This window comes from Caballeronia sp. GAWG2-1, from assembly GCF_023631405.1.
GTDB lineage: Bacteria > Pseudomonadota > Gammaproteobacteria > Burkholderiales > Burkholderiaceae > Caballeronia.
In genome coordinates this window covers 163,876-186,063 of the sequence record NZ_JALQDD010000011.1, presented here as the reverse complement: position 1 = coordinate 186,063, position 22,188 = coordinate 163,876, and the positions used below count along the sequence as shown (strand labels likewise).

The window sequence follows — 22,188 nt, the reverse complement described above, 5'->3', positions numbered from 1 at the left end:
GGAGCGTTAGACTGCGTTCTTTATTCGACGAGGCGTGCAATGAGTGAATCGGAAGGCGCGGTGAGCGCAGAACTGAGCGAATTGACGGGCGCGCGCCACAGCGGTGCGTCGCCTGCGCCTCATGCGCCCAACGCACGCGATGCCGTGCGGGCGTTGCGTCCGTCGCAAATTCGCGAAGTGGCGAATGCCGGTTTCGGCGTGCCGGACGTGCTGCCGTTCTGGTTCGGCGAATCGGATCGCGTGACGCCGCCGTTCATTCGCGATGCCGCGAGTCGCGCACTCGCCGATGGCGCAACGTTCTACACCCATAACCTGGGCGTCGCGTCTTTGCGCGAGGCGCTCGCGCGCTACGTCACGGCCTTGCATGGCGATACGTCGGCCGCGCACGTCGCGGTGACGAGCGCTGGCGTGAACGCGCTGATGCTGGCGGCGCAAATCGTCGTCGGCGCGGGCGATCGCGTGGTCGCGGTGACGCCGTTGTGGCCGAATCTCGTCGAGATTCCGAAGATTCTCGGCGCGAGCGTCGAAACGGTTTCGCTCGGTTACGGCGAAAACGGCTGGACGCTCGATCTCGACCGGCTGCTCGCCGCGCTCACGCCGTCGACGCGCATGCTGATGATCAACTCGCCGAACAACCCGACCGGCTGGACGATGACGCGCGATCAGCAGCGCACCGTTCTTGAGCATTGCCGCCGCCACGGCATCTGGATCGTCGCGGATGAAGTCTACGAGCGCCTGTATTACGGCGGAAACGGCAAGGTTGCGCCGTCGTTCCTCGACCTCGCATCGCGCGATGAACGCGTGATCGCCGTAAATTCGTTTTCGAAGGCCTGGCTCATGACGGGCTGGCGGCTCGGCTGGATCGTCGCGCCCGAGCGTCTCATGGACGACCTCGGCAAGCTCGTGGAATACAACACGTCGTGTGCGCCGTCGTTCGTGCAGCAGGCGGGCATCGTCGCAGTCGAGGAGGGCGAGCGTTTCACGCAATCGCTCGTCGCGGACCTGCACGCGAGCCGCGATCATCTGGTCAAGGCGCTGCAGACTATCGACGGCGTCGACGTGCGCGCGCCGGACGGTGCGATGTACCTGTTCTTCTCGCTGCCCGGCGCATCGCGCAGTCTCGAGCTTTGCAAGTCGCTGGTGTGCGACGCCGGTCTCGGGCTTGCGCCCGGCAGCGCGTTTGGTGAAGAGGGCGAAGGCTTCGTGCGCTGGTGCTACGCGTGCGATCCCGCGCGGCTCGACAAGGGCGTCGAGCGTTTGCGCGCCTTTCTTTCGACGCGCGTCTGAGGTCGAGGATATCGGCGGCGCGCGAAGTAAGGAGCGCGCCGATTGCGTGTTCGCCCGTATTCATCTTTACGCACCGGTTCTTTTTGCGTAATATGGCGCTCAGTCACGCGCTTTCATCCAGGAAAGCGCCACCTCGTCCGGCTGGATGGCCCGGCGCTTCGCTTGATCGAACGCCCGATATCGCCTCTCCCCGGTGCGTGCTCCCAGTCAATATGACCGACCAAAATCGGGCGAGCGCGTCTTGAAACTCAGCGTCCAGCTTTATCGTCCGCACCGTTTCGGTGGCGTTCGAACCTGCGCAAGTCCGGTTTGAATCGAATCATTGGCCGTTCATTGACCACTCATTGACCATTTAGGGTTAACCCAAGCTGCATGAATACTCAAGAGGCGAAGATCGTCCTCGAGACTGCATTGATTTGCGCGCAGGAACCGCTGCGACTGAGTGAATTGCGCAAGCTGTTCGCCGACGACGTATCGGCGGATACCCTTCGCACGCTGCTCGAAGGCCTTCAGGCCGACTGGTCGGGCCGCGGCGTCGAATTGGTCGCGCTCGCAACGGGCTGGCGCTTTCAAAGCAAGCCGGCGATGCGGACTTATCTCGACCGCTTGCATCCGGAAAAGCCGCCGAAGTATTCGCGCGCCGTGCTTGAAACGCTTGCGATCATTGCTTACCGGCAGCCAGTAACGCGTGGCGATATCGAAGAGATTCGCGGCGTGACCGTCAACACGCAAGTGGTAAAGCAGCTTGAGGATCGGAGCTGGATCGAAGTGATCGGCCATCGCGACGTGCCCGGACGTCCGGCGCTCTATGCCACGACGAAGCAGTTTCTGGATGACCTCGGGCTGACCGCGCTCGATGAATTGCCCGCGCTGGATAATCCGTCGGCGCAACTGGAAGCGTCGTTGTTGTCGCAGCATTCGATCGAGTTTCCGGATCGCGTTGCCGGCGATACACCGCCCACAGCCAGCATTGCGGATGAATCGACTGCCGCCGGGGAACATCCCGCAAGTGCGCCAGTCAACCCGAATGAAGTGTCCGAGTCCGTCATCGCGCTCACCGAGCCGGTGCAGCCCGCGGACGTAACCGCGGCACAGCCTGAAGCAACACCCGAAAGCGCCGACGCGAGTGACTCCCGCGATGCCGGTCCGGACGCCGCAATTCACGCGCAGCCACTGAGAGCCGCGCCTGAACTGCACGCGCATCCCGACGGCACGCAAGCGCACGAAGTCGACGATTCAGCCGTTCCCGCTCCGCCCGATGGCGCGCAAGACGGCCATGAACGGGACACGCGCGCATTGAACGACTTCGCTTCGGATGACGACGACTCCGAAGAACCTACGGCGCGCCGCGCCTGACGCAATTTTGCATGGCCCCTGATCCGCTTCGGCTCGCCAAAATGATCATTTCGAGACGACCGGCCGAACCGATCAGCGGAAATTTTTGACGCGCCTCACGAGACGCGCGATTCGACATTTGAGGTTGTTTTGACACATTCCCACGACAGCGATTCGCCTGATTCCGCGCGCCCCGTGCACGCCGCGGACGCCCATGAACCGGCCGACGCCGGCGAACGCACGCGCAGCGACGAGAATGGCGAAGGCGACGATCGTCCGCGCCGCGGCCTGCGCCGCGGGCCACGCAGTCTGATCGCGCGGCGCCGCGCTGTCGCCAAGACCAAGGGCGCCGAAGGCGCGCCGGGTTCACCCGACACCGCGACCGAGGCAACGCCGGATGGCGTCGTCGCGGAACCGGTCGCAAAGCCGCGCAAGGAAGCGGGCAACCGCGCGCCGCGCGCCAACGCGGCAAAGGGCGGCCGCAGGAATCCGCGCCGTGAATTGGCGGAAGCCGGTGCAAGCGAACCGGTCGATGCAACCGAGGCGCCCGTCGCCGCCGATGCCGCGCCTCAAGCCGCGCCGCGCGAAGGCGGCCGGCGCAAGAATCCGCAGCAAGCGCGCGGCAAGCGTGCCGAAGCCGCACCGGCAACGGGCGAGCGCGCCGCAGCCGCCAATGTCGACGACGTTTTCGCCTACGTCACGTCCCCCGCCTTCGACGCCGACAACGGCGTGAGCGGCGTGCGCGCGCCGATGCTCCGCCGTGGCCGCAACGCGCCCCAGCAAAAGCGCGTGCTCGAACCGGACGACGACGCGCCCAAGCTGCACAAGGTTCTTGCAGATGCCGGCATGGGTTCGCGGCGCGACATGGAAGAATTGATCATCGCGGGCCGTGTATCGGTGAACGGCGAGCCGGCGCATATCGGCCAGCGCATCATGCCGACCGATCAGGTGCGTATCAACGGCAAGCCGCTCAAGCGCAAGCTGGCGAGCAAACCGCCGCGCGTCTTGCTCTATCACAAGCCGACAGGCGAAATCGTCAGTCACGCCGACCCGGAAGGCCGCGCGTCCGTGTTCGACAAGCTGCCTTCGATGAAAACCGCCAAGTGGCTCGCGGTCGGCCGCCTCGACTTCAATACCGAAGGCTTGCTGCTGCTCACGACCTCGGGCGATCTGGCGAACCGCTTCATGCATCCGCGCTATAGCGTTGAGCGAGAGTACGCGGTGCGCGTGGTCGGCCAGTTGTCGGAAGGGATGAAGCAGAAACTTTTGAAGGGCGTCGAACTCGACGACGGTCCCGCGAACTTCCTGCGCATTCAAGATGGTGGCGGCGAAGGCACGAATCACTGGTATCACGTCGCGCTGGCTGAAGGCCGCAATCGCGAAGTGCGCCGCATGTTCGAAGCCGCGGGCTTGATGGTCAGCCGCCTGATCCGCACGCGTCACGGTCCGATCGCGTTGCCGCGCGGTCTCAAGCGTGGCCGCTGGGAAGAGCTCGAAGATAACCAGGTGCGCAGCCTGCTCGCGGCGGTGGGTCTCAAGCTGCCGACCGAAGAAAAGGGTGGCCGTAGTTCCGCACCGCGCGTGCAGCCCGATCCGATGCAGACGTCGATGGGCATCATCACGCGTGAGCCGGTGCTGATGTCGCATGCGCGCATCGCGCAGTCGCAAACACCGGGACGCAACGGCGGCGGTCGGCGCGGCGCGGCGGGCGGCATGTCGGGCGGCTTCGGCATGGGCGGCGCGGGTGCTGGTTTTGGCGGTGGCCCGGGCAACCGGAGCGGCAATGGCGCAGGCCGACGCAACGGCGCCGAGCCGAACGGCAACCGCGCGGGCGGCGGCGAGGCTAACGGCAATCGCGCACCGGGCGGCCGTGGCGGTCCTCGCGGCGCGCGTCCTCAAAGTGGTGCGCCGGGCGCGGCGGGTCCGGCCAAGCGAGCCGCGAATGGCAACGGTCCGCGCGGCAATCGTCCGGGCGGCCAGCAAAACGCGGGACAAGGCAAGCCGGGCGGTCCGGCACGCGGCGGTCCGCGAAATCGGACGCGCGGGCGCTAGCCGTCGTCGAATCCGCGTCATTGCGGGATTCGCAAGTAACGGTCGACAGGCTTCTTCATGGCGTCGACCGTTTTTTGCAAATGCAAGCCAAAAAGTCTGTCTTCCGGCACGAAACGAGCCTGAACGGGCCGTCTACGTTTGCGTTTATCCCGAAAAATGGCTAAAATCACAAAGTCGCTGGGCACGTAGTTTTTCTCTCTGCCCTGAGTGCGATCTCGGTTGAAGAAGATGGGCGTTGCGCCCATTTTTTTTTGGCTTTTCGGTTCGGCATCTCGGGGAAGAAGGGTGCGCGCCCGCTTATGGCGCATGCCCGCAGGTGTTGTCGGCGTGGAGCGCGCGAACACCTTGGAGTGACTGTGCAACTGACGGAACTGATTGAAACCACGGTCTCGGGCTTAGGCTACGAGCTTGTCGATCTCGAGCGTTCGGGAGGCGGCATGCTGCGTATATATATCGACCATCCGGGCGGTATCGCCATCGAGGACTGCGAGAAAGTCACACGCCAGCTCCAGTATGTGCTCGAAGTCGAGAATATCGATTACGACCGGCTCGAAGTCTCGTCGCCGGGTCTCGACCGTCCGCTCAAGAAGCTGGCGGATTTCGAACGCTTCGCGGGGAGCGAAGTCGTCATCACATTGAAAAAGCCGTTGGACGGGCGCAAGTCGTACCGTGGCATTTTGCATGCCCCCGACGGCGACACGATCGGTTTGGAATTTGAAGGGAAGGACGGCGCCGCGATGCTCGATTTCACGCTCGCGGACCTCGACAAAGCACGTCTCGTCCCCAAAGTTGACTTTAGGAGCCGCAAACAATGAGTCGCGAAGTTTTGATGCTGGCGGATGCGCTGGCGCGCGAAAAGAACGTCAACAAGGACGTGGTGTATGCAGCCCTGGAGGCTGCGCTTGCATCGGCAACGAAAAAGCTGTTCGAGGAAGACGTCGACATTCGCGTGGCGATCGACCGTGAAAGCGGCGAGCACGAAACCTTCCGCCGCTGGCGCGTGGTGCCGGACGAGGCCGGCCTGCAAGAGCCGGATCAGGAAATCCTGCTGTTCGAAGCGAAGGAGCAACAGCCCGACGCGAAGGTGGACGACTTCATCGAAGAACCGATTCCGTCCATCGAGTTCGGCCGTATCGGCGCGCAGGCAGCGAAGCAAGTCATCCTGCAGAAAGTGCGCGACGCCGAGCGCGAGCAAATCTTGAACGACTTCCTCGAGCGCGGCGAAAAGATCATGACCGGCTCGGTCAAGCGTTTGGACAAGGGAAATTTCATCGTCGAATCCGGTCGCGTGGAAGCGCTGCTGCGCCGTGACCAGTTGATCCCGAAGGAAAACTTGCGGGTGGGCGACCGTGTGCGCGCGTATATCGCCAAGGTCGACCGCACGGCGCGCGGCCCGCAAATCGAGCTTTCGCGCACCGCGCCCGAGTTTCTGATGAAACTGTTCGAGCTGGAAGTGCCGGAAATCGAGCAAGGCCTGCTAGAGATCAAGGCGGCCGCGCGCGATCCTGGCGTGCGTGCGAAAATCGGGGTGATCGCCTATGACAAGCGTATCGACCCGATCGGCACTTGCGTCGGCATCCGCGGTTCGCGCGTGCAGGCCGTACGCAACGAGCTTGGTGGCGAGAACGTGGACATCGTGCTATGGTCGGAGGACCCCGCCCAGTTCGTGATCGGCGCTCTCGCGCCGGCAGCCGTCCAGTCGATTGTCGTGGATGAAGAAAAGCATTCGATGGACGTCGTCGTAGACGAAAACGAACTCGCGGTTGCCATCGGCCGAAGCGGCCAGAACGTTCGACTCGCCAGCGAGCTCACCGGCTGGCAGATCAACATCATGACGCCGGACGAATCGGCGCTGAAGCAGAACGAAGAACGTGGCAAGTTGCGCGATCTGTTCATGGCGCGTCTGGATGTGGACGAGGAAGTCGCCGACATCCTGATCGACGAAGGCTTTACGAGCCTCGAAGAAATCGCGTACGTGCCGCTCAACGAAATGCTCGAGATCGAAGCCTTCGACGAAGACACGGTGCACGAACTGCGTAACCGTTCGCGCGACGCGTTGCTGACCATGGCGATCGCCAACGAAGAGAAGGTCGAAGGCGTCGCGCTCGATCTGAAGAGTCTCGAAGGAATGGACAACGAGCTTCTCGCGAAGCTCGCTGAACACCAGATCCAGACCCGCGACGAACTCGCGGAGCTGGCTGTGGATGAACTGGTCGAAATGACCGGTGTGGAAGAGGATGCCGCTAAGGCGTTGATCATGAAAGCACGTGAACACTGGTTCCAGTGAGAAATGACCATGGCGCACTGATATTTGGCGGCCGGTTTGGCCGCGTGACCCCGATCTAACCGCAAGGATATGTCCTTGCATCAAGAGGAATGAATGGCGAGTAACAACGTAGCCCAATTTGCCGCGGAACTCAAAATGCCTGCGGGCGTCCTGCTCGAGCAGTTGCAGGCGGCTGGCGTCCAGAAAGCAAGCGCGAACGACGACCTGTCCGAAACGGACAAGGCGCGTCTGCTCGATCATTTGCGCAAGTCGCACGGTTCCGCCGACGCCGACAAGCGCAAGATCACTTTGACCCGCCGGCATACGTCGGAGATCAAGCAATCTGACGCAACGGGTAAAGCTCGCACCATTCAGGTCGAGGTGCGCAAGAAGCGTGTATTCATGAAGCGCGACGAGGCCGGCGTGGAACAAGCCGCCGAGGCGCCCGCTCCGGTCGAGGAAGAAGTCGACGAAGCCGAATTGCAGCGCCGCGAGGAAGAAGCGCGTCGCGCCGCCGAGCAGCTCGAGCGCGAAGAGCGCGAGCTGAAGGAGCGTCAGGCTCAGCTCGAACGCGAGGAAAGCGAACGTCGTCAGCGTGAGGAAGCGGCTGAAGCCGAGCGTCGTCGTCAGGAAGACGAAGCGGCGCGTCGTGCGGCTGCTGCCGCGCAGGCAGCGGAAATCTCGCGCGCGGCATCGGCTGCGCGTCAGGAAGCGCGCACGCCGCCGACGGTCGATGCAAAGGCTGAAGTGAAGCCCGAGCCGAAGGTCGACGACACCGCGCAACGCGAAGCCGCCGAAAAGGCTGCGGAAGAGAAGGCTGCCAGCGAGCGCGCCGCGCAACGCGAAGCCGCCAAGAAGGCGGAGGACGCCGCGCGCGCCGCTGCTGAAAAAACGCGTGTCGAACAGGAACAGATCGCGAAGCGTCGCGCGGCAGCGGAAGCCGAAGCACGCGCCATCCGCGAGATGATGAACACGCCGCGCAAGGCGCAGGTAAAGGCGCCGGAGCCGGCGCCCGTGGTCGCCAAGCCGGCCGAAGCAGCCAAGGCTGCGGAAGCGAAGGGCACGCTGCACAAGCCGGCGCGTCCGGAAGGCGCGACGGCGGCACGTCCTGCCGTGGCGAAGAAGCCGGCAGCGGGCGGCACGGCGGCACCCGCCACGACCGCACCCGCGGGCGACAAGAAGAAGGCCGGCGGCAAGGGCGGCTGGCAGGACGACGCGTCCAAGCGCCGTGGCATCAAGACGCGCGGCGACACGAGCGGCGGCGTCGATCGCGGCTGGCGCGGCGGCCCGAAAGGTCGCGGCAAGCATCAGGAACAGACCACGTTCCAGGCGCCGACCGAGCCGATCATCCGTGAAGTGCACGTGCCGGAAACCATCTCGGTGGCCGATCTCGCGCACAAGATGGCGGTGAAGGCGTCCGAAGTCATCAAGATCATGATGAAGCTCGGCCAGATGGTCACGATCAACCAAGTGCTGGATCAGGAAACGGCGATGATCATCGTCGAGGAACTGGGCCATCGCGCGGTCGCGGCGAAGCTGGACGATCCGGAAGCGCTGCTGGTCGAAGGCGAAACCACGGAAGAAACGGCAGAGCGTCTGCCGCGTCCGCCGGTCGTCACCGTCATGGGTCACGTCGACCACGGCAAGACCTCGCTCCTGGACTACATCCGTCGCGCCAAGGTGGCGGCGGGCGAAGCGGGCGGCATCACGCAGCATATCGGCGCATATCACGTCGAAACGCCGCGTGGCGTCATCACCTTCCTCGACACGCCGGGTCACGAGGCCTTCACGGCCATGCGTGCGCGCGGTGCGAAGGCAACCGACATCGTCATTCTGGTGGTCGCGGCCGACGACGGGGTGATGCCGCAAACGAAGGAAGCCATCGCCCACGCGAAGGCGGGTGGCGTGCCTATCGTCGTGGCGATCAACAAGATCGACAAGCCGGAAGCCAATTCCGACCGCGTGAAGCAGGAACTCGTCGCGGAAGGCGTGGTGCCGGAAGAGTACGGCGGCGATTCCCCGTTCATCGAAGTGTCGGCGAAAACCGGCAAGGGTATCGACGACCTACTGGAAAACGTGTCGTTGCAGGCCGAAGTGCTGGAACTGAAGGCACCGATCGACGCACCGGCCAAGGGTCTCGTGATCGAAGCCAAGCTCGACAAGGGCAAGGGTCCGGTCGCAACCATCCTGGTGCAGTCGGGCACGCTGAATCGCGGCGACGTGGTTCTGGCGGGCAGCGCGTACGGTCGCGTTCGCGCCATGCTGGACGAAACCGGCAAGCCGACCAAGACGGCGGGTCCGTCGATCCCGGTGGAAATCCAGGGTCTGTCGGAAGTGCCGGCTGCGGGTGAAGAAGTCATCGTGCTGCCGGACGAGCGCAAGGCGCGCGAAATCGCGCTGTTCCGTCAAGGCAAGTTCCGCGACGTCAAGCTCGCCAAGCAACAGGCCGCGAAGCTCGAGAACATGCTGGAGCAAATGGGCGAAGGCGAAGTGCAGAATCTGCCGCTCATCGTCAAGGCCGACGTGCAGGGTTCGCAGGAAGCGCTGGTGCAATCGCTGCAAAAGCTTTCGACCAACGAAGTGCGCGTGCAAATCGTGCACAGCGCGGTCGGCGCGATCAGCGAGTCGGACGTCAATCTGGCGACGGCTTCGAAGGCGGTCATCATCGGCTTCAACACGCGTGCGGATGCGCAAGCCCGCAAGCTGGCGGAATCCAACGGCATCGACATTCGCTACTACAACATCATCTATGACGCTGTGGATGAAGTGAAGGCGGCAATGTCCGGCATGCTCTCGCCGGAGAAGCGCGAAACGGTTACGGGTATGGTCGAGGTGCGCCAGGTCATCCGCGTGCCGAAGATCGGCCTTATCGCAGGTTGTATGGTCACGGACGGCGTGGTCAAGCGTTCCTCTTCGGTGCGCGTGATTCGCAACAACGTCGTGATCCACACCGGCGAACTCGACTCGCTCAAGCGTTTCAAGGACGACGTCAAGGAAGTGCGTCAGGGCTTCGAGTGCGGTATCTCGATGAAGAACTTCAACGACATCGTCGAAGGCGACCAGCTGGAAGTCTTCGAAGTGACCGAAGTGGCTCGTACGCTGTAAAGCGGTAACTTGCAGCGAGCCGCCAAGGCGAGAGGGCGGAGCGGGCCGCGCGGCTCGCTCCGCCCTTTTTCTTTTGTGCGGCGCGCGACGAATATACGGAAAACATCATGGCTAAAAAACGTACTTCCCCGAATCGCAACGTGCAGATCGCCGATCAGATTCAGCGCGATCTCTCCGAGCTGATGCGCGAGGTGAAAGATCCGCGCATCGGCATGGTGACGATGCAGAGCGTCGAACTCACGCCCGATTACGCGCACGCGAAGGTCTATTTCACGACGCTCACCGGCGACCCGAAGGAAACCGAGGAAGCGTTGAACCACGCGGCCGGGCATCTGCATAACCAATTGTTCAAGCGCCTGCACATTCATACGGTGCCGACGCTGCACTTTCACTACGACCAGACGATCGAGAAGGCCGTGGAGATGTCGCGTCTGATCGACGAAGCGAACGCCTCGCGCGCCAAAGACGACGAAGAAGGCGCCTGAGCGATGAGCGGTGCAACGAAGGACTCGCCGCGCCCGAAGATTGCCCGGCGCGCGCTAGATGGCGTGTTGCTGCTGGACAAGCCGCTCGGTTTGTCCAGCAACGACGCGCTCATCAAGGCGAAGCGGCTTTTTCTCGCGAAGAAGGCGGGACACACGGGTACGCTCGATCCCCTCGCGACAGGCTTGCTGCCGCTTTGTTTCGGTGAAGCAACCAAGTTTTCGCAGGATTTGCTCGAAGCCGACAAGACCTACGAAGCGACGATGCGCCTCGGTATGCGCACGACGACCGGCGACGCGGAAGGCGAAGCCATCGACGAGCGCGCGGTGACGTGCGACGAAGCGGCTGTGCGAGATGCCATGACGCGCTTTCTCGGCGAGATCGTGCAAATTCCACCGATGTATTCCGCGCTCAAACGTGACGGCAAGCCGCTCTACGAATACGCGCGCGCGGGACAGACCGTGGAGCGCGAAGGGCGCAACGTCACCATCCACGCGTTGGAGATGATCGCGTGTGCGTTGCCGCTCGTCACGTTTCGCGTGACCTGCAGCAAGGGCACGTATGTACGCACCCTGGCTGAGGATATCGGCGAGACATTGGAATGCGGCGCGCATCTGACGGCGTTGCGGCGGACGGGCGTGGGCGCGTTGACGCTCGACCATGCGGTGACGCTCGATGCATTGGCGAACATCGACGAAATCGCGCGCGATGCGTGGCTTCAGCCGGTGGATGCACTGCTGTCGACGTTCCCGGAAGTGCGTCTGGACGACGATGCCACCCGGCGTTTTTTGCATGGCCAGCGCCTCAAGCTGTCGGATGTATCGACGGACATGCTCGAAGCGGGCCGCGTGCGCGTGTACACGCAAGAAGGCGGACGGCTGCTTGGCGTGGCGAAAGCGGGCGAGGGCGTGCTTGCGCCGGAACGGTTGATCGTCACGGCGGGCTGAGCGAGCCAGCGACGCCAGAGTTACAACCTGCGCAACGAAAAAAAGCCCAGACGAGAAGTCTGGGCTTTTTTACGTCCACGCTGAACGAACCGCAACGATCAATGCGCCGCCGATGCAGCCGCCGCTGAATCTCCGCCGCCCGAGCGTTCGGGCTTCGTGATCCAGATCAATGCGATCAGCGCGACGAAAATCCCCGCCGAGATATAGAACATGTCGTTCACGCCGAGTTGTGCGGCCTGCTGCGTCGCCATGCTGTTGAAGAGACCGTAAGTCTGATCGTGCGAATAGCCGATTGCGCCCATCTGCTGCATCGAATTGGTGAAGTTCGGATTGAACGAATTCGCCTGCTCCACCAGTTGCACGTGATGAACGATCGACCGATGCTCCCAGGCCGTCGAAAAAATCGACGTGCCGATACCGCCGCACATGATCCGCACGAAGTTCGACAAGCCCGACGCCGCCGGAATGCGATGCCCCGGCAAACCCGACAGCGTGATCGACACCAGCGGAATGAAGAAGCCCGCCATCGCGATACCCTGAATCAGCGTGGGCAGCGTGAGCGACCAGGTATCGACGCCCGTGGTGTAGCGCGAACGCATCCAGAAGCACAGCGCGAACACGAGAAACGCGGCAGTTGCAATCCGGCGCGGGTCGGTGCGTGGCAGGAATTTGCCCGTGATCGGCGAGAGCAGTACCGCGAACAATCCGACGGGCGCCATCACGAGCCCGGCGTCGGTGGCCGTGTAGCCGATCACCGTTTGCAGCCACAGCGGCAACAACACGAGATTGCCGAAGTAGAGCCCATAGCCGACCGAGAGCGCAATGGTCCCGCCCGAGAAGTTGCGCAGCGCGAACAACGACAGATCGACGACCGGATGCTCCGCCGTCAGCTCCCAAACGATGAAGAACGCGAACGCGATCACCGCGACCAGCGCGAGCACGACGATGGTCGTCGAATTGAACCAGTCGAGATCCTTGCCCTTGTCGAGCATGATCTGCAGCGAGCCGACCCAGACTACGAGCAAGCCGAGCCCGACCGAATCGATGGGCGCTTTACGGATGGCGGAATCGCGGTCGCGGAAAATCATGAACGTCGCGATGGCCGCAATGAAGCCGACCGGAATGTTCACGTAGAAGATCCACGGCCATGAGATGTTGTCCGAGATCCAGCCGCCGAGAATCGGCCCGGCGACAGGCGCAATGAGCGTGGTCATCGACCACATGGATAACGCGATGGGCGCTTTCTCGCGCGGGTAGCTCGCGAGCAGGAGCGTTTGCGACAGCGGGATCATCGGGCCGGCGACCGCGCCTTGCAGCACGCGAGCGGCGAGCAGGAAGGGCAGCGTCGGCGCGAGTCCGCACAGCCATGAAGCGATCACGAAGAGAATGATCGAGCCGAGAAACAGCTTCACTTGCCCGATGCGCTGCGTAAGCCAGCCGGTGAGCGGCACCGAGATGGCGTTGGCGACCGCGAACGACGTGATGACCCACGTGCCCTGATCGGACGAGACGCCGAGATCGCCCGAGATCGACGGAATCGAGACGTTCGCGATCGACGTGTCGAGCACGTTCATGAACACGGCGAGCGACACGGCGATCGTCCCGATGACGAGCTTTCCGCCCGTCAGCGGCGGATGAACGACGTTGGCTTGAGACATCGATGAGGTCCGTGTCCGCTTACATCAGCTTGGCGGCCGAGGCGGACTTCGCCGCCGCGCCGTTGCCGCGCGAGGACGAAGCGCCCGACGAAGCCTGCGGACCATTGCCCGCGTTCTGCTGGATGATGCGCGCGATTTCCTGATCGGCCTGATCACCGTACTTGTCGAACACGTTGGTCTGATAAACCGTGTTCGGCGCCTGGCCGAGCTGGCCGCCTTGTTCATCCTTGATGGTCACGTCGACATCCATCGACAGGCCGATACGCAACGGATGCTGCTCCAGTTCCTTCGGATCGAGCGCGATACGCACCGGCAGACGTTGCACCACCTTGATCCAGTTACCGGTCGCGTTCTGGGCGGGCAAAAGCGAGAAGGCCGAACCCGTGCCGGCCGAGAATCCGACGACCTTGCCGTGATAGACCACGCTCGAACCGTACAGGTCGGCCGTCAGATCGACCGGCTGGCCAATGCGCATGTGCTTGAGCTGCACTTCCTTGAAGTTGGCATCGACCCACACGCCGTTGAGCGGCACGATGGCCATCAGCGGATTGCCCGGCGCCACGCGCTGGCCGACCTGCACCGAACGTTTCGCGACATAACCCGTCACCGGCGCGGGCAGCGTGTTGCGCGCGTAGTTGATGTACGCGTCGCGCACCTTGGCGGCGGCGGCGAGCACGTTCGGGTGATCGGCGATCGTCGTGTTCGAGGTCAGCGAACGGTTCGACGCGAGTTCCTGCTGGGCCGAGTCGAGCGCCGCCTGCGCGCCGCGCACGGCGTCGCGAGCGTGCGAGATTTCTTCCAGCGATACCGCGCCCGTTTGCGCGACCGTCATGCGGCGGCGCAAATCGTCCTGGGCACGCGAGAGGTCGGAGCGACGCAGCGCGATCTGCGCTTCGTACTGGTTGTTGTTGACGAAGAAGGTGCGTACCTGACGCACGGTCTGCGCGAGATTCGCTTCCGCCTGATCGAGCGCGACCTTCGAGTCGGCGGGATCGAGCGCGACGAGCGGGTCGCCGACCTTCACCGTCTGGGTATCGTCCGCGTTAACCGAAATGACCGTGCCAACCACTTGCGGCGTGATTTGCACGACGTTGCCGTTCACGTAGGCGTCGTCGGTGGACTCGTGAAAGCGCGCGACGAGGAAGTAGTAAAGGCCGTACGCCACGGCGGCGATGATGACGACGAGCACGATCAGCGTCATGAGCACGCGGCGTTTGCCGTTGCGCTGCTTGGGCGCGGGAGCGGCGGCGGCTGCGGCGGCGTTTTGTTGAGGGTCGCTCATTGAAGGCTCCGAATGTTTCGTATTTATCTTGATGCGTGTTCTTGTACTTGGGCGCGGCTCAGTTCGACTGCGCCGGTTGGCTTGCCGTCTGTTGCGTGCCCTTGGGCTGTCCGCTGCCGTCGATCGCGAGATTCGAATCGGTCGCGTCGAATCCGCCGCCGAGCGATTTGATCAGCGCGATCTGCAGGTCGCTGCGCCTCAAGCGCAGATTGGTCACGGTCTGCTCGTTGGCGAGGCGGTTCTGGTCGGCCGTCAGCACTTGCAGTTGCGGCGACAGCCCGGCCTTGTAGCGGATCACCGCGAGCTCGTAGGCGTTCGACGCCGCCGCGAGCGCGCGTTGGGCGTCGCCCATCTGACGGTCGAGCGAGCGGATGGCCGAGATATTGGTCGCCACGTCGTTCATCGCGTTGATGAGCGTCTGATTGTAGTTGGCGACGTCGCCTTCGAAGTCGGCGTAACGGCCCTTCAACTGGGCGCGCAGTGCGCCGGCATCGAAGATGGGCAGATGGATGGCCGGACCGGCCTGGACCTGACGGCTGCTCGAAGTGAGGAAGCGGCCCCAGCCGAACGCGTCGAAACCGAAGCCCGCGGCGAGGTTGATGTCCGGGAAGAACTCGGCCTTCGCTTCCTTGATGTTGTGCGTTGCCGACTCGACCTGCCAGCGTGCTGCGACGATGTCCGGACGGCGCGCGACGAGGTCGGCGGGCACGTTGTCGGGCAGCGCGACGGTGACGTTCGAATTGATCACCGGATTGGCGATCTGCAGGCCGCGATCCGGACCCTTGCCCAGCAGCGCCGCGAGCTGATAGCGCACCGACTCGATTTGGCCGTCGAGTTCGCTGAGGTTGGTCTGGCTCGTCGCGGTGTTGCCTTCGGCGGTGCGGCGTTCCACGTTGGTATCGAGACCGGCGGTTACGCGTCCGTTCGTGATGCGGCCGACGTTCTCGCGATTCGAAATCTCGCGCTGGGTGACATCGCGCAGTGCGTAAAGCAACGCAAGCTGGTTATATGTGCGCGCCACCGACGCCGCGAGCGTGACGCGCGCCTGCTGCATGTCGGCCTCGGCCGCCTTTTCCAGCGAGACCGCTTGATTCAGACGCGCGCGATTCTTGCCCCAGAGGTCGAGATCCCAAGACGCGCTGGCAAGCACGTTGTTCTCGCTGAACCACGTTCCACCGTAGGGCGGCGGGAACAGCGCGTTGGCGGAGTAGAGCTCGCGAGTCCACGAATACGAACCGTTGACCTTAGGCGACAGCGCCGAACGCGAGGTTTCGATATACGACGATGCCTTTGCGATTCGCGATTGCGCCTGCGCAATGCTCGGATTGTCCGCAAGCGCTTCGTCGATGAGTTGCGGCAATTGCGGGTCGCCGAACTGCTTAGCCCAGTCGAGCGACGGCCACTGGCCGCCTTGTCCCGGCACGCTTTGCGTGGCGCTGTAGTCGTCGGGCGTGGCGATTGTCTTGTCGCTCGAAATGCCCGAATAGTTCGCGCATCCGGCGATTGCCAGCGCAGCGGCGGCGGCCGCCAACGCGGTCTTCGCGCTTCCCGGCAGCCCAATGCCTCGGAGCGCCGGCAAGGATAGGTGTTTCATCGCTCGTCTCTTGAGATGAGAATTAAAGATGGACGTTGCAATCATTTTTTTGCGCCGCAGCGGCGGATTTGCTTGTCATCGCAATGACGTCGCAGGCTTGTCGTTCGCGTTCAGCGCGAGGGCCGCGGCGGAGTCGCACGAGTTTGCCAGTACGCGTCGCAGCATGTTCTTGAGAAAGCCGACTTCTTCGGGCGTGAAGCCTGCAAGAAGATTGTCCAGGACGCTTGTGAAGATGGCGGGCACTTGTTCGGCCATCACGCGGCCGTCTTCGGTGAGCGCAAGTCGAACCACGCGCCGGTCCGCCTCGCTGCGCACGCGCGACAGCAGGCCGCGCTTCTCCAGCCGGTCGATCAGACGCGTAACCGCGCTTGCGTCGATACCGTACTCACGTGCAATATCCGCCGCCGTCGCGCATTTGCCCACCGCCAGCATGAACATAATGCTCGCCTGCGTTCCGGTAATGCCGAGCTCGGAGGAAGTGTGCTGCGTCACCATGTTCCACATGGTCGAGCGCACCCGGCTAATGAGGTAGCCCACGCTTTCGCTCAGGACGTAATCGCCGATGCCAGCGGGTTTTGGAGCCTCACTCATTGTAAATTCTTGTGCGGTCGCAATAATTGACTAGGCAGTATTATAGGTAGGGCAACATGTCGCTGCAAGAATCTTTTCCAAGAACGCTTAATAATCGGCCGGGGCGGCCCGCCGCACTAAGCCAAGCGCGTTTTTCACATAGATGACGCGGCGGCGGCGCAACATCGCAATTACGGGTCGCGGCCTATTGTCAGAAAGTGACTTCCGTGCGTGCTATAATTTACGGTTCTCACCGCGCCGGGACCGTGATTCACATGCAACTGCGCCGACTGACGAGCCATCCGAGGTAACAAGCGAAGTACAAGACGAAGTACCCGCGAAGTACAAGAACTACGTCCGAAAGACATAAGCCGGACGGAATGCAGCGCACAAGCAAATCACGCGCTGCCGGACAAGCTCAGTCGGAACAGCACTGCGTCAAAGACGGCCTGCCGAGCCACGACGCCTCCTTATCCAGAATGTTCTGGATGGACTCAGGCCTGCTTCGACGGCGCATAACCAAGATACCTCTATGACTCGCGCCCTACGCAATATCGCAATCATCGCCCACGTCGACCACGGCAAGACCACGCTCGTCGACCAGTTGCTCCGTCAATCGGGCACGTTCCGGGAAAACCAACAGGTCGCCGAACGGGTCATGGACTCGAACGACATCGAAAAAGAACGTGGCATCACGATCCTGGCGAAGAATTGCGCGGTCGAATACGAAGGCACGCACATCAATATCGTCGACACGCCGGGACACGCCGACTTCGGCGGCGAGGTGGAGCGTGTGCTCTCCATGGTCGATTCCGTGCTGTTGCTCGTCGACGCCGTCGAAGGCCCGATGCCGCAAACGCGCTTCGTGACCAAGAAGGCGCTCGCGCTTGGTCTCAAGCCCATCGTTGTCATCAACAAGGTGGACCGTCCGGGCGCGCGTATCGACTGGGTGATCAACCAGACGTTCGATCTGTTCGACGAGCTGGGCGCGACCGAAGAGCAGCTCGACTTCCCGATCGTCTACGCGTCGGGCCTGAACGGCTATGCCGGTCTCGACCCCGAAGTGCGCGAAGGCACCATGCGTCCGCTCTTCGAAGCCATTCTGGAACACGTGCCGGTGCGCCCGTCGGACCCCGATGGTCCCCTGCAACTGCAGATCACTTCGCTCGACTACAACTCGTATGTCGGCCGTATCGGCGTGGGTCGCGTGGCGCGCGGCCGTATTCGCCCGGGCATGCAAGTGGCCGTGCGTTCGGGTCCGGACGGCGCGATCATCAATCGCAAGATCAATCAGGTGCTGTCGTTCCACGGCCTCGAGCGCGTGCAGGTCGAAGAAGCGCAAGCAGGCGACATCGTGCTGATCAACGGTATCGAGGAAATCGGTATTGGCGTGACCATCTGCGCGCCGGAAAATCCCGAAGCGCTGCCCATGATCACCGTCGACGAACCCACGCTCACGATGAACTTTCTCGTGAACTCGTCGCCGCTCGCGGGTAAGGAAGGCAAGTTCGTGACGAGCCGCCAGATTCGCGACCGTCTCACGAAGGAACTGAACCACAACGTGGCGTTGCGCGTGAAAGACACGGGCGACGAAACCACGTTCGAAGTGTCGGGTCGCGGCGAACTGCATCTGACCATTCTGGTCGAGAACATGCGCCGTGAAGGTTACGAACTCGCCGTGTCGCGTCCGCGCGTGGTGCTGCAGGAAATCGACGGCGTGAAGCACGAGCCGTATGAAAACCTGACGGTGGATATCGAAGACCAGCATCAGGGCGGCGTGATGGAAGAACTCGGCCGTCGCAAGGGCGAAATGCTCGACATGACGTCCGACGGCCGTGGCCGTACGCGTCTCGAATACAAGATTTCGGCGCGCGGTCTGATCGGTTTCCAGAGCGAATTCCTGACGCTTACGCGCGGCACGGGTCTGATGAGCCATACGTTCGACTCGTACTCGCCGGTGAAGGAAGGTTCGGTCGGCGAACGTCGCAACGGCGTGCTGATCTCGCAAGACGATGGCGCCGCTGTCGCCTATGCACTGTGGAAGCTGCAGGATCGCGGCCGCATGTTCGTGACGCCGGGCGACGCGCTGTACGAAGGCATGATCATCGGTATCCATAGCCGCGACAACGACCTGGTCGTGAACCCGATCAAGGGTAAGCAGCTTACCAACGTGCGCGCATCGGGTACGGACGAAGCCGTGCGTCTCGTGCCGCCGGTTCAGCTGTCGCTGGAATACGCGGTCGAGTTCATCGACGACGACGAACTCGTCGAGGTGACGCCGCAGTCTATCCGCCTGCGCAAGCGTCATCTGAAGGAACACGAGCGTCGTCGCGCGAGCCGTGAAGGTGCAACCGACTAACGCGTTCGTTCGCATGCAAGTGACAAAGCCGCCTTCGGGCGGCTTTTTTTATCTCATCGCTAAAGCTTCCGAAAGCGCTGCCGACGCGCGCGCAATAACATCGCTTGCTTATCGCGCGAATGCCCGCACATCTGCGTTGCAGAAGGGCGAAGCCGAGGCTCCAAGGTGCGACCACCTGTCATATGACGATTGGTTCTGTGCTATGCTAATCGGATTAGCTGTCGCTTTTTAGGTCCTTCCAAGCAGACTTGATTCGCGCAATCCGCTAAACGGTCAGGCCGTGGCGCGGAAGGTTTCTTAACCCGCACTTCCTCGAGAAACTCGAAGAAAGGTGAGCGTAAAATGATGAAGCAATTCCAGTCGAACTCCTATTTGTTCGGCGGTAACGCTCCGTACGTAGAAGAACTGTACGAGCAATATCTAGACAACCCGGCGTCGGTCCCCGAGACTTGGCGTACCTATTTCGACGCGCTTCAGAACGTGCCAGCATCCGACGGCACGGCTCAGAGCGACGTGGCTCACGGCCCTATCGTCGAATCCTTTGCGCAGCGCGCGAAGTCCAACGCCTTCGTTCCTCGTGAAGGCGGCGGCGAAGATCTCGCCACCGCGCGCAAGCAGGTCTACGTCCAGTCACTGATCGGCGCATATCGCTTCCTCGGCTCGCAACTGGCCGACCTCGATCCGCTCAAGCGCCGCGAGCGTCCGCATATTCCTGAACTCGAACCTGCGTTCTACGACTTCACCGAAGCCGACATGGACCAGACGTTCAGCGCCACGAACCTGTATTTCGGTTTCGAGCGCGCGAGCCTGCGCGAGATCGTCAAGGCATTGCGTGACACGTATTGCGGCAAGATCGGCGCCGAATACATGTACATCAGCGACCCCGAACAAAAGCGCTGGTGGAAAGAGAAGCTCGAGTCGACACGCTCGACGCCCAACTTCTCGAACGACAAGAAGAAGCACATCCTGAATCGCCTGACGGCCGCCGAAGGCCTCGAGCGTTTCCTGCACACCAAGTACGTCGGTCAGAAGCGCTTCTCGCTGGAAGGCGGCGAGAGCTTCATCGCATCGATGGACGAAGTCGTCCGTCACGCAGGCGCGAACGGCGTGCAGGAAATCGTCATCGGCATGGCGCACCGCGGGCGTCTGAACGTGCTGGTCAATACGCTCGGCAAGATGCCCGCCGACCTCTTCGCCGAATTCGAAGGCAAGCACGTCGATGACCTGCCGGCTGGCGACGTCAAGTATCACAAGGGTTTCTCGTCGGACGTCTCGACCGATGGCGGCCCGGTTCACCTGTCGCTCGCGTTCAACCCGTCGCATCTGGAAATCGTGAACCCGGTGGTCGAAGGGTCGGCCAAGGCGCGGATGGATCGCCGTGGCGACGAAGAAGGCCTGCAAGTGCTGCCGGTGCAGATTCACGGCGACGCCGCTTTCGCGGGCCAGGGCGTCGTGATGGAAACGCTGAACCTCGCGCAGACGCGCGGCTACGGCACGCACGGCACGCTGCATATCGTCATCAACAATCAGATCGGCTTCACGACCTCGGACCCGCGCGACTCTCGCTCGACGCTGTACTGCTCGGACGTCGTCAAGATGATCGAAGCGCCGGTGCTGCACGTGAACGGCGACGATCCCGAAGCCGTGGTGCTCGCCACGCAGCTCGCCATCGACTTCCGCACGAAGTTCCATAAGGACGTGGTCGTCGATATCGTCTGCTTCCGCAAGCTCGGCCACAACGAGCAGGACACGCCGGCTGTCACGCAGCCGCTGATGTACAAGACCATTGCCAAGCATCCGGGCACGCGCGCGCTATATGCCGAAAAGCTCGTGCAGCAAGGCGTCATCACGCCCGAAGTCGCGGACGAATACGTCAAGGCGTACCGCACGGCAATGGACGAAGGTCACCACACCATCGACCCGGTGCTCTCGAACTATAAGAGCAAGTACGCGGTCGACTGGGTGCCGTTCCTGAATCGCAAGTGGACCGACGCGGCCGACACCGCCGTGCCGCTCGCCGAACTCAAGCGGCTGGCCGAGCGCATCACGACGATCCCGGAAAACTTCAAGGTGCATCCGCTCGTCGAGCGCGTGATCAACGATCGCCGCGCCATGGGCCGTGGCGAAGCCAAGCTCGACTGGGGCATGGGCGAGCATCTCGCGTTCGCGTCGCTGGTCGCGTCGGGTTATGCGGTGCGTCTGACGGGTCAGGACTCGGGCCGCGGCACGTTCACGCACCGTCACGCGGTGTTGCACGATCAAAACCGCGAGCGCTGGAACGACGGCACGTACATTCCGCTGCAGAACATTGCCGAAGGTCAGGCCAAGTTCTCGGTGATCGACTCCGTGTTGTCCGAAGAAGCCGTGCTCGGTTTCGAATACGGTTATTCGACCGCCGAGCCGAACACGTTCGTCGCGTGGGAAGCGCAGTTCGGCGACTTCGTGAACGGCGCGCAAGTCGTGATCGACCAGTTCATCTCGTCGGGCGAAGTGAAATGGGGCCGCGTCTCGGGTCTCACCATGCTGCTGCCGCACGGCTACGAAGGCCAAGGTCCGGAGCACTCGTCGGCGCGTATCGAACGTTTCCTGCAGTTGTGCGCGGATCACAACATGCAAGTGGTGCAGCCCACCACGCCGGCGCAAATCTTCCATCTGTTGCGCCGCCAGATGATCCGCTTGTTCAGAAAGCCGCTGATCATCGCCACGCCGAAGTCGCTTCTGCGTCACAAGGAAGCCGTGTCGGACCTGTCGGAACTGGCGAAGGGTTCGTTCCAGCCGGTCATCGGCGAAGTGGACGAGGCCATCGACGCGAAGAAGGTCAAGCGCGTGGTCGTCTGCTCGGGCCGCGTGTATTACGACATCGTCGCGCATCGCCGCGAAGCGAAGAGCAACGACGTCGCCATCGTGCGTATCGAGCAGCTCTATCCGTTCGCGCACAAGCAGTTCGACGCGGAACTCAAGAAATACGAGAACGCGACCGAAGTGGTCTGGGTGCAGGACGAGCCGCAGAACCAGGGCGCCTGGTTCTACATCGAGCACCATCTGCGTGAAGGCATGAAGGACGGCATGAAGCTCGCATATAGCGGCCGTCCGGCTTCGGCTTCGCCCGCGGTCGGTTACTACGCGAAGCACTACGAGCAACAGAAGGCGCTCGTGGAAGGCGCGTTCGGCCGCCTCAAGGGCGCGCAGGTGATCGCCAAGTAACACGGCTTGACGGGACCGCGCGGGCGTGGCTCGCCGGTCCCGTACG

At 62.7% G+C, this 22,188-nt stretch carries 15 protein-coding genes; 10 read left to right on the top strand and 5 right to left on the bottom strand.

From position 1 onward, the window contains the following. Positions 1-39 precede the first annotated feature (39 nt). The 3 genes from NCR98_RS08140 (at position 40) to rluB (ending at position 4,674) form a co-directional block, all read left to right on the top strand. Positions 40-1,287 (top strand): pyridoxal phosphate-dependent aminotransferase, encoded by a 1,248-nt coding sequence (locus NCR98_RS08140; protein ID WP_250525933.1) that lies wholly within the window; start codon positions 40-42, stop codon positions 1,285-1,287. Between the two features lie 372 nt (positions 1,288-1,659). Further along, positions 1,660-2,643 (top strand): SMC-Scp complex subunit ScpB, encoded by a 984-nt coding sequence (gene scpB, locus NCR98_RS08135; RefSeq protein WP_250465046.1) that lies wholly within the window; start codon positions 1,660-1,662, stop codon positions 2,641-2,643. Positions 2,644-2,772: 129 nt separating this feature from the next. Further along, positions 2,773-4,674 (top strand): 23S rRNA pseudouridine(2605) synthase RluB, encoded by a 1,902-nt coding sequence (rluB, locus tag NCR98_RS08130; protein WP_250525932.1) that lies wholly within the window; start codon positions 2,773-2,775, stop codon positions 4,672-4,674. Positions 4,675-4,691: 17 nt separating this feature from the next. Here the strand turns inward: rluB and NCR98_RS08125 are convergent, their stop codons facing one another. After that, a complete protein-coding gene (locus NCR98_RS08125; protein WP_250509111.1) occupies positions 4,692-5,036 on the bottom strand; it encodes a hypothetical protein in 345 nt (114 codons plus the stop codon). Between NCR98_RS08125 and rimP the strand changes: the two genes are divergently transcribed. The 5 genes from rimP to truB all read left to right on the top strand — a co-directional run bounded on the left by rimP (position 5,031) and on the right by truB (position 11,475). Further along, on the top strand, positions 5,031-5,489 hold the full coding sequence (gene rimP, locus NCR98_RS08120; RefSeq protein WP_250465040.1) for a ribosome maturation factor RimP: 459 nt from the start codon (positions 5,031-5,033) through the stop codon (positions 5,487-5,489). The two genes, NCR98_RS08125 and rimP, sit on opposite strands and share 6 nt — an antisense overlap. Then, a complete protein-coding gene (gene nusA / locus NCR98_RS08115) occupies positions 5,486-6,961 on the top strand; it encodes a transcription termination factor NusA (RefSeq protein ID WP_250525931.1) in 1,476 nt (491 codons plus the stop codon). Before rimP ends, nusA begins: the two co-directional genes overlap by 4 nt. 93 nt (positions 6,962-7,054) lie before the next feature. Next, positions 7,055-10,045: a translation initiation factor IF-2 gene (gene infB, locus NCR98_RS08110; RefSeq protein WP_244825404.1), complete on the top strand. Its 2,991-nt coding sequence runs from the start codon at positions 7,055-7,057 to the stop codon at positions 10,043-10,045. A gap of 107 nt (positions 10,046-10,152) precedes the next feature. Beyond that, the gene (gene rbfA, locus NCR98_RS08105; RefSeq protein ID WP_244825403.1) at positions 10,153-10,530 is read left to right on the top strand and encodes a 30S ribosome-binding factor RbfA; all 378 of its coding nucleotides are present in this window, start codon (positions 10,153-10,155) and stop codon (positions 10,528-10,530) included. 3 nt (positions 10,531-10,533) lie between these two features. After that, entirely contained in the window at positions 10,534-11,475 is a 942-nt protein-coding gene (gene truB, locus NCR98_RS08100; protein WP_250525930.1) for a tRNA pseudouridine(55) synthase TruB, read from the top strand. A gap of 98 nt (positions 11,476-11,573) precedes the next feature. Here the strand turns inward: truB and NCR98_RS08095 are convergent, their stop codons facing one another. The 4 genes from NCR98_RS08095 to NCR98_RS08080 all read right to left on the bottom strand — a co-directional run bounded on the left by NCR98_RS08095 (position 11,574) and on the right by NCR98_RS08080 (position 16,600). Continuing rightward, the gene (locus NCR98_RS08095; RefSeq protein WP_244825401.1) at positions 11,574-13,133 is read right to left on the bottom strand and encodes a DHA2 family efflux MFS transporter permease subunit; all 1,560 of its coding nucleotides are present in this window, start codon (positions 13,131-13,133) and stop codon (positions 11,574-11,576) included. Between the two features lie 19 nt (positions 13,134-13,152). Next, positions 13,153-14,415 (bottom strand): HlyD family secretion protein, encoded by a 1,263-nt coding sequence (locus NCR98_RS08090; protein WP_244825400.1) that lies wholly within the window; start codon positions 14,413-14,415, stop codon positions 13,153-13,155. A gap of 58 nt (positions 14,416-14,473) precedes the next feature. Continuing rightward, positions 14,474-16,009, bottom strand: a complete 1,536-nt coding sequence (locus NCR98_RS08085; protein ID WP_250525929.1) for an efflux transporter outer membrane subunit — start codon at positions 16,007-16,009, stop codon at positions 14,474-14,476. Positions 16,010-16,084: 75 nt separating this feature from the next. After that, positions 16,085-16,600, bottom strand: coding sequence for a MarR family winged helix-turn-helix transcriptional regulator (locus NCR98_RS08080; RefSeq protein WP_250525928.1), 516 nt, complete (start codon positions 16,598-16,600; stop codon positions 16,085-16,087). Positions 16,601-17,111: 511 nt separating this feature from the next. Between NCR98_RS08080 and typA the strand changes: the two genes are divergently transcribed. Both typA and NCR98_RS08070 read left to right on the top strand, forming a co-directional pair. Beyond that, on the top strand, positions 17,112-18,938 hold the full coding sequence (gene typA / locus NCR98_RS08075; RefSeq protein WP_250525927.1) for a translational GTPase TypA: 1,827 nt from the start codon (positions 17,112-17,114) through the stop codon (positions 18,936-18,938). 342 nt (positions 18,939-19,280) lie between these two features. After that, positions 19,281-22,142 (top strand): 2-oxoglutarate dehydrogenase E1 component, encoded by a 2,862-nt coding sequence (locus NCR98_RS08070; RefSeq protein ID WP_244825396.1) that lies wholly within the window; start codon positions 19,281-19,283, stop codon positions 22,140-22,142. The last annotated feature ends 46 nt before the right edge of the window (positions 22,143-22,188 follow it).

Excerpts from the sequence above, each read along its gene's own strand:
- NCR98_RS08095 (WP_244825401.1), bottom strand. The coding sequence starts at position 13,133 with ATGTCTCAAGCCAACGTCGTTCATCCGCCGCTGACGGGCGGAAAGCTC.
- NCR98_RS08080 (WP_250525928.1), bottom strand. The coding sequence starts at position 16,600 with ATGAGTGAGGCTCCAAAACCCGCTGGCATCGGCGATTACGTCCTGAGC.
- NCR98_RS08085 (WP_250525929.1), bottom strand. The coding sequence starts at position 16,009 with ATGAAACACCTATCCTTGCCGGCGCTCCGAGGCATTGGGCTGCCGGGA.
- NCR98_RS08070 (WP_244825396.1), top strand. The coding sequence starts at position 19,281 with ATGATGAAGCAATTCCAGTCGAACTCCTATTTGTTCGGCGGTAACGCT.
- NCR98_RS08090 (WP_244825400.1), bottom strand. The coding sequence starts at position 14,415 with ATGAGCGACCCTCAACAAAACGCCGCCGCAGCCGCCGCCGCTCCCGCG.
- typA (WP_250525927.1), top strand. The coding sequence starts at position 17,112 with ATGACTCGCGCCCTACGCAATATCGCAATCATCGCCCACGTCGACCAC.
- NCR98_RS08140 (WP_250525933.1), top strand. The coding sequence starts at position 40 with ATGAGTGAATCGGAAGGCGCGGTGAGCGCAGAACTGAGCGAATTGACG.
- rbfA (WP_244825403.1), top strand. The coding sequence starts at position 10,153 with ATGGCTAAAAAACGTACTTCCCCGAATCGCAACGTGCAGATCGCCGAT.
- infB (WP_244825404.1), top strand. The coding sequence starts at position 7,055 with ATGGCGAGTAACAACGTAGCCCAATTTGCCGCGGAACTCAAAATGCCT.
- scpB (WP_250465046.1), top strand. The coding sequence starts at position 1,660 with ATGAATACTCAAGAGGCGAAGATCGTCCTCGAGACTGCATTGATTTGC.
- nusA (WP_250525931.1), top strand. The coding sequence starts at position 5,486 with ATGAGTCGCGAAGTTTTGATGCTGGCGGATGCGCTGGCGCGCGAAAAG.
- truB (WP_250525930.1), top strand. The coding sequence starts at position 10,534 with ATGAGCGGTGCAACGAAGGACTCGCCGCGCCCGAAGATTGCCCGGCGC.